The sequence below is a fragment of the Bacillus atrophaeus genome, assembly GCF_001584335.1.
Classification (GTDB): Bacteria; Bacillota; Bacilli; order Bacillales; family Bacillaceae; genus Bacillus; species Bacillus atrophaeus.
The window spans coordinates 1-16,435 of record NZ_LSBB01000002.1 but is presented as its reverse complement, the minus strand read 5'-3'; the positions used below and the strand labels follow the sequence as shown (position 1 = coordinate 16,435).

General features: G+C 45.6%; 9 protein-coding genes. 4 read left to right on the top strand and 5 right to left on the bottom strand.

The genetic code is table 11. The annotated features are described in order from the left end of the window. Positions 1 to 8 precede the first annotated feature (8 nt). Both AXI57_RS05055 and AXI57_RS05050 read left to right on the top strand, forming a co-directional pair. Positions 9 to 728: an AAA family ATPase gene (locus AXI57_RS05055; protein WP_003328073.1), complete on the top strand. Its 720-nt coding sequence runs from the start codon at positions 9 to 11 to the stop codon at positions 726 to 728. Between the two features lie 69 nt (positions 729 to 797). Continuing rightward, positions 798 to 2,234: a glycoside hydrolase family 1 protein gene (locus tag AXI57_RS05050; RefSeq protein ID WP_061669439.1), complete on the top strand. Its 1,437-nt coding sequence runs from the start codon at positions 798 to 800 to the stop codon at positions 2,232 to 2,234. A gap of 36 nt (positions 2,235 to 2,270) precedes the next feature. Here AXI57_RS05050 and AXI57_RS05045 read toward each other — a convergent pair whose 3' ends face one another. The 5 genes from AXI57_RS05045 to hxlA all read right to left on the bottom strand — a co-directional run bounded on the left by AXI57_RS05045 (position 2,271) and on the right by hxlA (position 6,374). Further along, positions 2,271 to 2,669: a competence protein ComJ gene (locus AXI57_RS05045; RefSeq protein WP_003328075.1), complete on the bottom strand. Its 399-nt coding sequence runs from the start codon at positions 2,667 to 2,669 to the stop codon at positions 2,271 to 2,273. 18 nt (positions 2,670 to 2,687) lie between these two features. Continuing rightward, positions 2,688 to 3,125: a NucA/NucB deoxyribonuclease domain-containing protein gene (locus AXI57_RS05040; protein ID WP_003328076.1), complete on the bottom strand. Its 438-nt coding sequence runs from the start codon at positions 3,123 to 3,125 to the stop codon at positions 2,688 to 2,690. A 220-nt stretch (positions 3,126 to 3,345) separates the two neighbouring features. Further along, positions 3,346 to 5,049: a methyl-accepting chemotaxis protein gene (locus AXI57_RS05035; protein ID WP_061669438.1), complete on the bottom strand. Its 1,704-nt coding sequence runs from the start codon at positions 5,047 to 5,049 to the stop codon at positions 3,346 to 3,348. Positions 5,050 to 5,177: 128 nt separating this feature from the next. Next, entirely contained in the window at positions 5,178 to 5,735 is a 558-nt protein-coding gene (gene hxlB / locus AXI57_RS05030; protein WP_010787607.1) for a 6-phospho-3-hexuloisomerase, read from the bottom strand. Positions 5,736 to 5,741: 6 nt separating this feature from the next. Continuing rightward, the gene (gene hxlA / locus AXI57_RS05025) at positions 5,742 to 6,374 is read right to left on the bottom strand and encodes a 3-hexulose-6-phosphate synthase (protein ID WP_003328079.1); all 633 of its coding nucleotides are present in this window, start codon (positions 6,372 to 6,374) and stop codon (positions 5,742 to 5,744) included. 218 nt (positions 6,375 to 6,592) lie between these two features. Between hxlA and hxlR the strand changes: the two genes are divergently transcribed. Beyond that, positions 6,593 to 6,958 carry a transcriptional activator HxlR gene (gene hxlR / locus AXI57_RS05020; RefSeq protein WP_003328081.1) on the top strand — a complete coding sequence of 122 codons (366 nt, stop codon included), beginning with the start codon at positions 6,593 to 6,595 and terminating at the stop codon, positions 6,956 to 6,958. Positions 6,959 to 7,637: 679 nt separating this feature from the next. Continuing rightward, positions 7,638 to 16,435, top strand: an 8,798-nt coding sequence (locus AXI57_RS05015; protein ID WP_061669437.1) for a non-ribosomal peptide synthetase, incomplete at its 3' end; no start/stop codon positions are given.

The window sequence follows — 16,435 nt, the reverse complement described above, 5'->3', positions numbered from 1 at the left end:
TGAATGTCATGTTTTTAAAAAAGGTAACACTTCTGCGAGATAAGGTTTCTTCCTTTCAAAAGTATCCTTTTTCTATCCCGATAGTTAAACATTTGCATGAACTTACATTTACGAAGAATGTGACTTTTTTTGTGGGTGAGAACGGCTCCGGCAAATCAACATTGCTGGAAGCGATTGCTGATAAATGTGAATTCAATACTGCGGGAGGAAACAGGAACAATTTCTATGATGTTAAGGCGTCCGAATCTCACTTAGGTGATTACATACGTTTATCTTGGCTTCCAAAAGTAACCAATGGTTTTTTCTTAAGAGCAGAGTCTTTTTATCAGCTGTCCTTGCATCTTGACGAGATGGACAGAGGTGCTTACAAATCATTTGGCGGAAAGCCGCTGCATATGCAATCTCACGGAGAATCTTTCATGTCGCTGTTTCAAAACCGTTTTACCGGGAAAGCGATCTATCTTCTTGATGAGCCGGAAGCAGCGCTTTCTCCCGCGCGCCAGCTTGTTTTTTTAAGAGTGATACATCAATTGATGAAAGAGAAAAATGTGCAAATGATCATCGCGACACACTCACCGATTCTCCTTGGCTATCCTGATGCTGAAATATTAAGTTTTGATGATAACAGAATTCATAAAACAGAATATGAACAGACCGAGCATGTACAGCTGACAAAATATTTCCTCCAACATAGAGATAGGATGCTGGATGAACTATTTCGTGAATAACATCCATTTGTTATGAAACGCGTTTCATAACGTATGATAGAGATATCAGACATAGTAGGAGTGAAAATTATGATTCATCAACAACCAGATGCATTTCCGGAAACATTTCTATGGGGTTCAGCTTCTGCCGCTTATCAAGTAGAAGGGGCATGGAATCAAGACGGTAAAGGACCTTCCGTATGGGACGTTTTCACAAAGATTCCGGGAAAAACATTTAAAGGCACCAATGGCGACATTGCGGTTGATCATTATCATCGCTATAAAGAAGATGTAGCGTTAATGGCTGAAATGGGGCTGAAGGCGTATCGGTTTTCTGTCAGTTGGCCGAGAATTTTTCCGAACGGCAAGGGAGAAATTAATGAAGCCGGTCTTGCATTTTATGATGACCTGATTAATGAATTAATCTCCCATAATATTGAACCTGTTCTCACTCTGTACCATTGGGATATGCCACAGGCGCTTATGGACGAATACGGCGGTTTTGAGTCAAGAAGGATGATAGAAGATTTCAATCAATACTGTGTTGCGCTGTATAAACGCTTTGGTGACCGGGTGAAGTATTGGGTGTCCTTAAATGAACAAAATTATAATTTTAATCACGGTTTTATCACAGCGATGCATCCGCCGGGCGTAAAAGACAGAAAGCGGTTTTATGAAGCAAACCATATCGCTTTTCTGGCAAATGCCAAAGCGATTGAATCGTTCCGCAAGTATGTTCCTGACGGGAAGATTGGTCCAAGCTTTGCTTATTCACCGGCTTATCCGCTCACTAGCCACCCGGAGGACATCACAGCTTTCGAAAATGCCGAAGAGTTTATGAACAATTGGTGGCTTGACATGTACTGCTGGGGAACTTATCCGCAAATTCCTTTTCGGTACCTGGAAGAAAAGGGCTGGGCGCCAACAATAGAACCGGGAGATATGGAGCTTCTCGCCAAAGGCAAACCTGATTTTGTCGGTGTGAACTATTATCAAACAATCACATATGAACGAAATCCGCTGGACGGGGTTTCAAAAGGAGAAATGAATACAACCGGACAAAAAGGAAGCAACCAGGAAACAGGCATGCCAGGATTGTTCAAAACGAAGAAAAACCCTAACCTTGAAACGAGCAATTGGGACTGGACAATTGATCCGACGGGCTTGCGCATTGGTTTGCGCCGAATTACAAGCCGCTATCAGCTTCCGGTGTTTATAACAGAAAACGGTTTAGGAGAATTTGATAAAGTTGAAAAAGACGGGTCCATTCAGGACGATTACAGAATCGATTATTTACGTTCTCATCTTGAGCAATGCAGACAGGCAATCAGTGACGGGGTGGACCTCATCGGCTATTGCAGCTGGTCGTTTACCGATCTGTTAAGCTGGCTGAACGGTTACCAGAAAAGGTATGGATTCGTATATATTAATCGTGATGAAGAGAATGAAAATGATTTAAGACGCTTAAAGAAAAAAAGCTTTTATTGGTATCAAAACGTCATAAAAACAAATGGAGAAAATTTGTGAAGATGTCCCTGAGAGAAAGTCCTCTCAGGGATTTTTTTATTGTGCAGCAGCGTCAATAATATATGTATCTGCATGCAGGTCTGACGCTTCAGCGGGAACGGTATAGCAAGTGAAGACGTATTGACCTTTCGGCAAATCAAATGACAGCCTCTTTGACATGACACTTTCTATATTTATCCCGTCCCCTGAGACATGAAAAGGAACAGTTGCTTTTTTTTCATAGGATTCAACTATGTCTGAGCTGTTGAGACGCAAGATAATAAACACTTTGGAGTTTCTCTGCGCTTCGAATGAAACGGCTCCGTCCGCCTCTGCATATCCTTTTTCAATCGCTTCATCCGTCCAATCTATTATAGGCGGCTTTGAATTCTTTTGAAAAATGGTAAATTGATGATATGAGATAAAGAGCTCTTGCGGTTTCCATGAATTTGTCAATGTTATCTTCCTCCTGCCTTATTGAATGGTAAATAACACTTTCGTTCCATCTGGATAATCAGTGAGCTGATGACCGACCCATGAGCCAGCCCCGCGATTGTCCGACGGGGCGATATACTCCACAGACGCACCTTCTCCGCCTTCTTTACACATTGCCATCGGCCATTCGTCCCGATCGTAACCTGTTTTGACTGCCACATCTTTTAAAGATTGTTCTCGTCGTGCTTCAGCCCCGTCCCTGTCAATTGTGCACACATCTGACTCACCTTCATTGATCGCATCTTGAATATGTTTCGCAGTTTCAGGATAACGATCTGATGGGAAAGAAATCGTTTCGTCATACTCTTTGTCTTCAGACGCCTTTTGATTTTCTGAGAAAAAATCGCCTTTAACCAGCCCGGCAATGGCGGCAGCAATGATCACCAATATGAGCAGCAATGATTTCAATAAGTCCATTCGCGATTATCACCTCCTCTAGTCCGGCGGTTTTAAAAAACTGTTCACAGAATAAAGCAAAAGCCTTTGGCTGTAAAGGTTTGAATTTTGCGTTTTGCAGCTATTTAATTAACGAAAAGTTATCATTTTGCCTAGTGAAATACTTTTTTAAAAAGAGATAGGACTCAATAATGATATTTTAGGAGTTATGGAACTCGGGAATCCGCAAAATTTTCTGTTGCTAATCGATCTTAAACTCATTTATTATGGCGTTAAGCTCGCCGGCCAGGTCAGAAAGCGTATCTGATGCGGCGGTAATTTCCTGCATGGCGGCAAATTGCTCCTCTGTAAGAGCCGCAGCCTGCTGGGAATTCTCAGTTGATTCTTTGATAGCAGCTGTATTTTCTGTAAAGGAAGCTGCGATTTCTTGAGTGCTGGCTGAAATATTTTGTGTCGCGGATGAAAGCCCCGAAATGCCAACGCTGATCTCTTTTGTTGCAGAGACAATTTCTTTAAATACTTCTCCGGTGCGCTGAATCATGCTGACACCCTCAATTGCTTCAGTTTTTACGGTTTCAATTGATAACGCTGACTGGTTCATGTCGCTTTGAATTTCTGTGATTAATTCAGAGATTTGGCCAGTTGAACGTTGTGATTCTTCTGCGAGTTTACGCACTTCATCAGCAACAACTGCAAAACCTTTCCCGTGTTCTCCTGCTCTGGCAGCTTCAATGGCTGCATTTAATGCAAGAAGATTTGTTTGATCGGCAATTTGGGTGATAACAGACAAAATTTGTCCTATTTGTTTAGAGTGATCATCAAGCCGCTTAATCATCTCGCCGCTTTTTTGTATAGAATGATGAATTGTATCCATTTGATTCTGAGTATCAGCAATCTCTTTTCCGCCAACTTCCGCCTTTTCTTGGGCATACTGTCCTTGTTCGGCAATAGACAATGCCTTCTCAGTAATGTATTGAATGTCCTCCACGGCGTGTTCCAGCGATTTTTCACTGTTCACTACTTTTGTCATTTGAAAATCAGAAGTATTGGCAATGTGCTGGACTGCTTCTGTGATTTTTTCTGACGCTTGGTTCGTTTCTTCGGCTCCTGCTGCAAGCTGCTGGGAAGATGATGCAAGCTGCACGGCTGATTGCTGCACGGTTTGAATGGTTTTGCTTAAAGTCTTTCTCATATTATTATAGCAAACACTTAAATCTGCTAATTCATCACTGGATCTGTCCGTTATCTCTATTGTAAAATCGCCGTTTTCGGCTCCTTCAAAAGCGCCCTTGAGAGCATTCAGCCGTTTGTTGATTCTTTTTGTAAACAACAGGACGAGAATAATAGATAAGATAATGGCTGCCGTGAGTACAATTGCGAATTGGGTGAACAATGATTGGGTAAGTGACGTCAGTATGTTTTGGTTGGCACCGGTGTAAAGCATACCGATGATTGCACCGTCTTTATCTTTTAAAGGCTGATACGCCGTTTGATAGACAGAGCCTGCAACATTTGCTTCACCATAAAACTCCCGTCCGCCTTTCAGCACGGCATCAGTGACCTCTGGAGAAGCCTGAGTGCCGACAGCCCTTTCTCCGTCTTTTATAACATTTGTGGCGACTCTTGTATCTTCTTTAAAAATAGTAATGGTATCACCGGTTTTTTCACCGAGCATATCAACGATTTTTTCATTATTGTTAATGGGTGTGTCTCCTTTGTACAGTTCATTATGTTTGATGTTCCAATCACCGGTGATGACATCATCAATATAGCGGCTGCTTAAAGCAAGATCCCCTTTTGCCTTTTCGGTAGCCATTTTTTTCAGACTGTTCGTTATGTCTTTGATAATGACAGTTCCGACTGATACTGAAAATAAAAGAATAATTGTAAGAACCATGCATAATATCTTGGTTCCAAGCTTAAATTTCATGTTCTTCTTCAACATGATTCCTCCTAATGTTAATGTTTTTTGGGTCTTATTACTTATCGGGTGTTAAGGTTAAAAGTTTTATTAGAGGAAGAGAGAGAATACAAAAAAGCCGGCTCATCAATAAATGGCCGGCAGCAGCGTTGCTATTCGAGATTTGCGTGTTTTGTGAACATCGTTTGGGAGTTCAGGCCCTTTTTCTCCATGATCTTTAAAATAACTGCATCATAGAACAGCAGCAGCGTTTGTTCAAATAAAGAACCCATCGGCTGAATCGTTTTATAGTCACCTTCGGATTTGTCTTTTGGCGAGCCCGGCATTTTGATGATCAAGTCAGATTGGCTGCCGATGCTTGATTCCGGATTAATCGTTAAAGCAGCGATAACGGCTTTTAAACTTCTTGCTTTTTCTGCTGTGTGGATCAGACTTTTTGTTTCACCTGAACCCGAGCCGATAATCACGAGATCTCCATCGTGAAGCGGCGGGGTTAATGTCTCGCCTACGATGTACGCGTTAAGGCCCAAGTGCATCATTCTCATAGCAAAGGATTTGGCCATTAAGCCGGACCTTCCCGCTCCTGCTGTGAAGATCTGATTGGACGAAAGAATATGATCGGCAAGCTTATCCGCTTCGTCATCGGCTATGAATGAGGCTGAGCGGTTTAGCTCATTCAAAATTTTCGTTAAGTATTCAGTCGTTTTCATTAAGCCTTATCCTTGAGTGATGAGCTGTTTCATTTTCGATGCGGCAGATGCTTTATTTTCGGCACCTGTAATTCCGCCGCCAACGATCACGAGGTCAGGTTTTTGTTTGATAACCTCAGGCAATGTTTCAAGTTTGATTCCGCCGGCAATTGCTGTTTTTGCGTTTTGTACGGCATGTTTGATCGTTGTTAATTCTTCAAATGAGTTTTTGCCTTCCGCCTGAAGGTCATATCCTGTGTGCACGCAGATGTAATCAACGCCAAGTGCGTCAATCTCTTTTGCGCGTGTTTCAATATCTTTCACGTTGATCATATCAACTAAGATTTTCTTCTGCTGTTTTTTTGCTTCTTCTACAGCGCCTTTGATTGTGGCATCGTCTGTTGCGCCGAGAACAGTGATGATATCGGCTCCTGCTTCTGAAGCTTTCATGATTTCGTAGCCGCCAGCGTCCATAATTTTAAGATCGGCCAGCACTTTCAGATTCGGAAACGCTTCTTTCATTTCTTTAACGGCTCGGAGGCCTTCGTTAATGACAACGGGAGTTCCGATTTCAACAACGTCGATATATTGTTCCACTTCTTTGACTAATTGAATTGCTTCCGGAATATTCACAAGGTCCAATGCTAATTGCAGTTCCATTAAAATCCACTCCTCATCAAGATGTATCTTACATTCTATAGAGCGGTCTAACGGTTGGGAAGTAGGCACTTTAAAGTCAAATAGTTACTTGCAGGATACTGTGGAAGGCCGGATGGGCCGAACTGATTTCTTTCTGTGCCATCTTCAAGTTAGTATAATAAAAAGGGGCATAATAAAATGTAAACTAGTATTTATTGCATATACAGGAGGTAGATTAAATGAGTCGCATGGATGAGAAAGTGTTTAATTGCGAAAAGGAATTAACACTCGCTGTGATCGGAGGTAAGTGGAAAATGCTGATATTGTGGCATTTGGGAAAAGAAGGAACGAAACGATTTAATGAATTAAAATCTTTAATCCCTGATATCACTCAAAAAATACTTGTGAACCAGCTTAGAGAGCTGGAGCAGGATATGATCATTCACAGGGAAGTGTACCCGGTCGTCCCTCCAAAGGTAGAATATTCGCTGACCGTACAAGGGGAAAGCCTGATGCCGATCCTTGACGCCATGTATGAATGGGGAAAAGGATATATGGAATTAATTGATATCGATAAAAAGGTTATTAAGGAAAATCTGTCTTGAGCCGCTCTGAATTTTAGAGGGCTTTTTTTTTTGCTGTTTACGACGAAAAGACAGATTTATGGATCTGAAGGACAATTCATAGCAATTTACTCGGGAAATATATAAGGCGCCATTTCGGTTTTTGCGCCCTGGATGGAATTATTGTCCAGAATGTAAATGGCTTAAAGCTGAGGTACCTATAGATACAGTCTATAGGTAAAAGTAGTGTGTGTTTTCTGTTAAATATGTTTATGGAAATAATTGCGGCATACCGCAAAAATATTCCTGTAAATGAACTGGATTTTTGCGGCATGCCGCATGAAACTTTTCACCCATTTTTCGGTGATAAAAACAGTATTTTCATTTAAAGTGAACGTAAGTAAGGATAAAAATATAGAAGAAAAAGAAGAATTAGGTAAACTTTTTTAACTTAGGGACTCGGCGCTTTGCGGTCTTGAAGCCGCTGGAAAATTAGCGGCAGGTTGATAGGTTGCAAAGGCATTCGGGTCCCTCCGTTATAGATGCGGGGCGGGCTTTTTTCTGCACATAAAGCAGCCTTTTGTTTGAATGACGGCTTTGCGGGATGTAGTTCTTTTGACTCTTGTGTTGTTTGAATCAATAGGCGGAGAACGGATGAAGGGATAAGAAGCAAATGAAGAGCAATGTTCACAATCTATTGAAATTAGGGGAGGCGCAAAATATGGAAATGACTTTTTACCCTTTAACGGATGCACAAAAACGAATTTGGTACACAGAAAAGTTTTATCCAAACACTAGTATTTCTAATCTGGCTGGTTTTGGTAAGCTCATTTCAGATGAGGGAGTAGATTGGAAGCTTGTAGAAAAGGCGATTCAAGAGTTTGTCCGCAGAAACGAGTCTATGCGGCTTCGCTTGAGACTGGATGAGGATGAGGAGCCTGTTCAGTATGTAAGCGAGTACCAGACTTTGGAAATAGAGCATACAGATATCAATGAAGGCGGGTATTCAAAGGAATCACTATCTCAGTGGGGACGGGAAGAGGTCAAAAAACCGCTTGCATTATATGACAGCCCATTATTTCGGTTCGCTCTGTTTACCATTAGTGAGAATGAGGTCTGGTTTTATGTAAATGTTCATCATGTGATTTCTGACGGGATTTCAATGACAATCCTGGGCAATACAATTACAGATATTTATTTAGATTTGGCAGCCGGCACTGTCGATCATGAAAGCGGAACTCCTTCATTTATCGAGCATGTGCTGTCAGAAAAGAATTATGTTCAGTCAAAGCGATTTGAAAAAGATAAGGCGTTTTGGACCGGCCAATATGAAACCATTCCAGAGCTTGTTTCGCTGAAACGTAATGCTTCCTCACAACAAGGACTTGATGCCAGCAGGCTGTCCAGAGAGGTAGATCAAGAGGTACATAAGCGTATTCAGTCATTTTGTGAGACTCATAAAGTCAGTGTGCTTTCGCTGTTCCAATCGGCTCTTGCCGCCTATCTGTACAGAGTGACCGGGCAGAATGACGTGGTGACGGGGACGTTCATGGGAAACCGGACGAATGCAAAAGAAAAGCAAATGCTCGGCATGTTTGTTTCTACGATTCCGATGCGGACAAGCGTGAATGGCGATCAGGCGTTTTTAGACTTTGTGAAAGAGCGGATGAAAGATTTGATGAAGGTTCTGCGTCATCAAAAGTATCCGTATAATCTGCTGATTAACAATTTGCGTGAGACTCAAAGCTCTTTGAACAAACTGTTTACGGTTTCGCTTGAATATCAAGTGATGCAGTGGCAGAAAAAAGAGAATCTTTCCTTTTTGACTGATCCTATTTTCAGCGGGAGCGGTACGAATGACATTTCGATTCATGTAAAGGAACGATGGGATACTGGAAAGCTGACAATTGATATGGATTATCGCAGCGATTTGTTTACCCCGGGTGAAATGGAGTCGATCTTGGGTCGAATCATCACGTTGCTGGCAGATGCGCTTTTGCATCCTGAACGTGCGATTGATGATTTAAAACTTATTCCTGATGATGAGAAAGAACGGCTGCTTTCGCAAGCTGGCGGTAAACAAGTTCATTATCGTAAGGAGATGACGATTCCGGCTCTTTTTAAAGAAAAGGCCGAGGCGCTTGCTGATGACCCTGCGGTTGTGTTTGGAGAGAAAAAATTGTCCTATAGAACGTTACATGAACAGTCCGATCGCATAGCGAAAAGACTCAGAAAGCAAGGGGTCGGAGCGGACAGTCCGGTTGCCGTCTTGCTGGAACGGTCAGAGCGGGTCATTGTTGCGATTATGGGGATTTTGAAAGCCGGAGGCGCTTATGTTCCGATTGATCCTGATTTCCCGTCTGAGCGCATTCAGTATATTTTGAAAGACAGCGGTGCTGCAGCTGTTCTGGCGGAATCACATCTGGAAGCTCCTGAAACATCTGCTGAGCTGATTGATTTTGATCAGGCACTATCCGGGGAAACCAGCGGAGAGCTTCCTGAATATGGTGAGGCTCATGATTTGGCTTACATCATATACACGTCGGGAACAACGGGCCGGCCGAAAGGTGTCATGATTGAGCATCGGCAGGTTCACCATTTGGTTCAGTCACTGCAGCAGGAGATTTATCAGAGCGGCGATCAAACTTTGCGAATGGCTTTATTGGCGCCGTTCCATTTCGATGCTTCTGTTAAACAGATTTTTGCGGCTCTGCTTTTAGGGCAGACGCTTTATATTGTGCCGAAGAGAACGGTGACAAACGGCGCGGCCCTGGCTGACTATTATCGGACGCATCGTATTGAAGCAACTGACGGAACGCCTGCTCACTTACAAATGCTTATTGCAGCAGGAGATGTCACCGGCCTTGAGCTGCGCCATCTCTTGATCGGCGGAGAAGGCTTATCCGCTGTTGTGGCGGATCAATTGGCAAACCTCTTTAAGCAGGCGGGTCTGGAACCCCGTTTAACAAACGTGTACGGTCCGACTGAAACGTGTGTGGATGCGTCTGTTCACGCTGTTCTGTCAGATAAATCTGCGGATATGCAAGCCGCATATGTTCCGATCGGCAAGGCTTTAGGAAATAATCGCTTGTATATATTGGATAAAAATGGCCGCTTGCAGGCGGAAGGCATAGACGGAGAACTTTATATTGCTGGAGACGGAGTAGGCCGCGGCTACATGAATATGCCGGAAGCCACCGCTGAAAAATTCTTGAACGACCCATTTGTACCGGGGGAAAAAATGTACCGGACTGGAGATGTTGCGCGCTGGCTTCCGGACGGAACGGTTGAATATATCGGCAGGGAAGACGACCAGGTCAAAGTCCGGGGCTACCGTATTGAGCTTGGAGAAATCGAAACCGTGCTGCAGCAGGCGCCTCAAGCTGCAAAAGCAGTGGTGCTCGCCAGACCGGATGCACAAGGAAATCTTGAAGTGTGCGCGTACATCGTGCAGAAGCCGGAATATGAATTTGCTCCTGCCGAGTACAGGGAGTATGCAGCCAAACGGCTTCCTGACTACATGGTGCCGGCTTATTTTGCCGACATACAGGAAATTCCGCTGACGCCAAGCGGCAAAGTGGACCGTCAAAAGCTTTTTGCGCTTGATGTGAAGGCGGTAAGCGCAACAGCGTATGCCCCGCCGAGAAATGATATGGAAAAAGCGCTGGCTGATATTTGGCAGGATGTGCTGAATGTCGAGGCTGCGGGTATTTATGACAATTTCTTTGAAACGGGCGGACATTCTCTTAAAGCGATGACGCTTTTAACAAAGATTCATAAACAAATCGGCATTGAGATTCCGCTGCAATATTTGTTTGAGCAGCCGACAATCGCAGCTCTTGCCGACTTCGCTTCACATACTGAAAAACAAGAGTTTGCCGCAATAAAACCAGCAGAAGAGCAAGAGCATTATCCGCTTTCTCTTGCTCAGCAGCGGACATACATTGTCAGCCAGTTTGAAGATGCTGGGATCGGCTACAATATGCCGGCCGCGGCCATGGCAGAGGGGCCTTTAGATATTGCGAAGCTGGAACGAGCGTTTCAAGCATTAATCAGGAGGCATGAATCACTCAGAACCTCTTTTATTCTGGAAGGCAGTACGCCGAGACAAAAAATTCACAAGGACGTTCCGTTTCAGATCGAAGTCATTGATGGAGAAGGCAGGTCGAATGAGTCGGTGATGACTTCCTTTGTCCGCCGATTTGATCTGTCACAGGCGCCATTATTCAGAATCGGACTAGTGAAGCTTGAAGAAAACCGCCATATGCTGCTGTTTGATATGCACCATCTTATTTCTGACGGTGTTTCCATCGGCATCATTCTGGAGGATCTGGCCCGGATATACGGAGGCGGCCAGCTGCCTGAGCTGCGTCTGCAATATAAGGATTATGCGGTGTGGCAAAGCGGACAGGCGTCTGAAGGATACCAAAAGGAAAGAACATATTGGAAGGAAGCTTTTGCGGGCGAGCTGCCTGTGCTTCAGCTGCTTTCAGATTATCCGAGACCACCTGTACAAAGCTTTGAAGGCGACCGGGTGTCAATTAAGCTTGACGGAGATTTGAAGAAACGGCTGCACCATCTGGCAGAGAAAAATGGAGCTACCCTTTATATGGTGATGCTGTCCGCCTATTATACGATGCTGGCCAAGTATACGGGTCAGGAAGATATCATCGTCGGCACGCCGTCAGCCGGAAGACATCATTCAGATACAGAAGGAATTGTCGGGATGTTCGTCAATACGCTTGCGGTCAGAAGCGAGGTAAAACGGGGTGAGTCCTTTGTCAGCCTTCTAAAGAATGTCCGCCAGCAAGTGCTTGACGCTTTTGCCCATCAAAATTATCCGTTTGAATGGCTGGTCGAGGAGTTGAATATTCCTCGGGATTTAAGCAGACATCCTTTGTTTGATACGATGTTCAGCTTTCAGAATGCAACCGAAGGCATCCCTGCGGTGGGCGACTTGACTTTATCCATACACGAGACCAATTTCAATATTGCAAAATTTGATCTGACGCTTCAAGCCAAGGAAACCGATCAAGGCATTGAGATTGATTTGGATTACAGCACAAAACTGTTTAAACAAAGCACGGCAGAGCGTATGCTGACGCATTTTTCTAATCTTCTGGAAAGCGCGGCGGCCGAGCCCGAGAAAAAGATCGCGCACTATCAGCTTCTTTGTGATGCGGAGGCCGTTCATCAGGTTCAGCAATTTAATCAAGAAAGAACGCCATATCCGAAAGAGAAGACCATCGTACAGATGTTTGAGGAACAAGCTTCTAAAACACCGGATCAGCCAGCGCTTCAATATGAAGGCGAGACATTGACGTATGCAGAGCTGAATCGTCAGGCCAATCAGCTTGCGCGGCATATTCTGACGGTGGGGGCTGGTGACGGCCGGCCGGCAGCTGTTCTGTTTGAACGGTCAATGGACATGGTTGTTTCTATTCTGGCTGTATTAAAATCCGGTTCCGCTTATGTGCCGATTGATCCGGAACATCCGATACAACGTATTCGCCATTTCTTCAATGACAGCGGAGCGAAGGTGATTTTGACACAGCGGAGTTTGAAGCCGCTTGCGGAAGAAGCGGGTTTTGAAGGCGTGATTGTGCTGGCTGATGACGAGGCGAGCTATCATACAGATGGCTCTGATGTGCTGCTGCCGTTTGATTCGAACACGTTGGCGAATCTGACGTACACATCCGGTACGACAGGAACGCCAAAAGGGAATAAGGTGACGCATGCCAATATTCTTCGCACGGTCAAGCAAACGAACTACATTGACATTACTGAAAAAGATACGATTCTTGGTCTTTCCAATTATGTATTCGATGCCTTTATGTTTGATATGTTCGGCGCTCTTTTGAACGGAGCCAAGCTTGTGCTGATTCCGAAGGACGTTGTTCTGGATATGCCGCGCCTGTCAAAAGTGCTTGAAGAAGAGAACATCAGTATTCTCATGATTACCACAGCGCTGTTCCACCTGCTGGTTGATCTGAATCCATCGTGCCTGTCAAATATCCGCAAAATTATGTTTGGCGGAGAACGGGCGTCCGTCGACCATGTCAAAAAGGCGCTGCAAACCGTTGGCAAAGGCAAGCTGCTTCATATGTACGGACCGTCGGAAAGCACTGTATTTGCGACATACCACCCGGTTGATGAGATTGAAGAACATACACTTTCCATCCCAATCGGCAAGCCTGTCAGCAATACAGAGGTGTATATCCTTGATCCGTCAGGCAGAGTGCAGCCGGTTGGCGTTGCTGGTGAATTATGCGTCAGCGGAGAGGGGCTTGTTCAAGGCTACTACAACCGCCCTGAACTGACTGAGGAAAAATTTGTGCCGCATCCGTTTAAAGACGGAGAACGCATGTATAAAACAGGTGACTTGGCCAGATGGCTTCCGAATGGCGATATCGAATTTATCGGGCGGATTGACCATCAGGTAAAAATCCGCGGACAGCGGATCGAGCTGGGAGAAATTGAGCACCAGCTGCAAAGCCATGACCGTGTTCAGGAAAGCATTGTTCTTGCTGTCGATCAAGGCGCAGGAGACAAACTGCTTTGCGCTTACTTTGTCGGACAGGGAGAGATCTCGAGCCAGGAGCTGAGAGAGCATACGGCGAAGGATCTGCCTGCTTATATGATTCCGGCTGTTTTTATACAAATGGATGAGCTGCCGCTGACGGGGAACGGGAAAATCGACCGCAGAGCGCTTCCGGTTCCTGATGTGAACGTATCTGCCGGTGTGTCATATGTTGCTCCGCGAAATGAAACAGAACAAAAAGTGGCGGATATTTGGACTGAAGTGCTTCAGGTTGAACAGGTCGGGGTTTATGACCAATTCTTTGAAATCGGCGGCCATTCTTTAGCCGGTATGAAGCTGTTAGCTCTGATTCATCAGGAATTTGGAGCGGAGCTGACATTAAAGGAGCTATTCCAGTCTCCGACAGTGGAGGGCTTAGCGCAAGCGATCGCATCTGCCGATAAGGAGACAGCCGTCCACATCGCTCCGGCGAAGAAACAAGAAACCTATCCCGTTTCTTCTCCGCAAAAACGGATGTACGTCTTGCAGCAGCTGGAAGGAGCCGAAAAAAGCTACAATATGCCGTCGGTTCTGCGACTGAAGGGCGAGCTGGATATTGAAAAGCTCAACCGTGTCATGAGACAGCTGATTGACCGTCACGAGGCCTTCAGAACAACCTTTGAAATCAAAGATGGAGAAACCGTGCAGCGCATTTGGGACAAGGCTGAGTTTGAAATGGAATATACAGAAGCCGCTGAAGGGGAAACGGAACGCATCATTGACGCGTTTATCCGTCCGTTCAAATTGGATCAGCTGCCTTTAGTCAGAATGGCGCTCATCAAGCTTTCTGATGCAGAGCATTTGCTGTTGTTTGATATGCATCATATTATATCCGACGGTGCGTCTGTCGGCGTATTGATTGAAGAAATGTCGCAGCTCTATGCAGGAGAAACGTTGGAGCCGCTCCGCATTCAGTATAAAGATTATTCGGTGTGGCAGCAGCAGTTTATCCAGTCTGAGCTGTACCGGAAGCAAGAGGATCATTGGCTTAAGGAGCTTGACGGGGAACTGCCTGTTTTGACGCTTCCGACGGATTACAGCCGCCCTGCTGTTCAGAGCTTTGAAGGGGACCGAATCACATTCTCATTGGAAGACCGGCAGACACATGCCCTCCGCAAACTGGCGAAGGAAACCGGTTCAACCATGTATATGGTTCTTTTGGCTTCATACAGCGCCTTTTTGTCAAAGCTGAGCGGACAAAACGATATTATTGTCGGCTCACCGATTGCCGGACGCTCACATGCGGATATCAGCCAAGTGATAGGTGTATTTGTTAACACGCTGGCCATGCGATCGTATCCGAAGGGAGAAAAAACCTTTACAGCTTATCTTGAAGAGGTCAAGGATACAGCACTCGGCGCCTTTGGAGCGCAGGATTATCCGTTTGAAGAACTGATCGGAAAAGTTCAGGTTCAACGGGATACGAGCAGAAATCCACTGTTTGATGCTGTGTTTTCTATGCAAAACGCAAATGTAAAAGCCTTGACGATGGAAGGGATTGAACTTGAACCGCATCCGTTTGAACGGAACTCGGCCAAGTTTGATATCACACTGACGGCTGATGAAACAGAAGGAGGGCTGGAGTTTGTACTTGAGTACAACACGGCATTGTTTAAACCAGAAACCATTGCAAAATGGAAAACATACTGGCTCCATCTGCTCCAAATGATTACCGCCAACCCTGAACAAAAACTCTCAAGCCTGTCACTGGCTGACGAAGCAGAAAAACAAAGCCTGCTTGATGCATGGAAAGGCAAAACGCTTTCTGTGCCGCGGGATAAAACAGTTCATCAGCTGTTTGAAGAAACCGCTGATCGCTTCGGCACTCGCCAAGCCGTTACGTACAACGGAAGCTCATGGACATACAGCGAGCTGAACGCCAAAGCGAACCGTCTGGCGCGTATTCTGATCGACTGCGGCGTCAGTGCGGATGACCGTGTCGGCATTCTCACGAAGCCGTCGCTCGAAATGTCCGCCGCGGTGCTGGGCGTGCTGAAAGCAGGCGCGGCATTTGTGCCGATTGACCCTGAGTATCCAGATCAGCGGATTCAATACATTTTAGAAGACAGCGGCGCGAAGCTTCTGTTCACACAGGAAGAACTCAGTGTGCCTGAAAGCTACACGGGAGAAGTCATTCTTCTGAATGGGGAGCGCTCCATTTTGAGCCTGCCGCTTGACGAGAACGACCGGGCGAATCCGCAGACAGAGACAAACGCGGATCACCTCGCATACATGATTTACACGTCAGGAACGACTGGACAGCCAAAGGGTGTCATGGTCGAACACCACGCGCTTGTGAACCTGTGCTTCTGGCATCACGACGCATTTGGTATGACGGCAGAGGACCGCAGTGCGAAATACGCGGGCTTCGGATTTGACGCATCCATTTGGGAAATGTTCCCGACATGGACGATCGGTGCCGAGCTTCACGTGATTGATGAAGCGATCCGTCTCGATATCATCCGCCTGAATGAGTATTTCGAACAAAACGGCGTCACGATCACCTTCCTGCCGACCCAGCTGGCGGAGCAGTTTATGGAGCTTGAAAACACATCGCTCCGAGTGCTTCTGACAGGAGGAGACAAGCTGAAACGGGCGGTGAAACAGCCATACACGCTCGTCAATAACTACGGCCCGACTGAAAACACGGTCGTTGCCACAAGTACAGAAATCGATCCTGAGGAAGGTTCGCTTTCCATCGGACGCGCGATTGCCAATACGAGAGCCTACATTCTCGGCGACGGCGATCAGGTCCAGCCCGAAGGGGTGGCCGGAGAGCTTTGCGTTGCGGGCCGCGGGCTTGCGCGCGGCTATCTGAACCGCGAAGACGAAACAGCGAAGCGGTTTGTCGCCGATCCGTTTGTGCCGGGTGAACGCATGTACCGGACGGGCGACCTTGTCAGATGGACGGCAGAACACGGCATCGAGTACATCGGCCG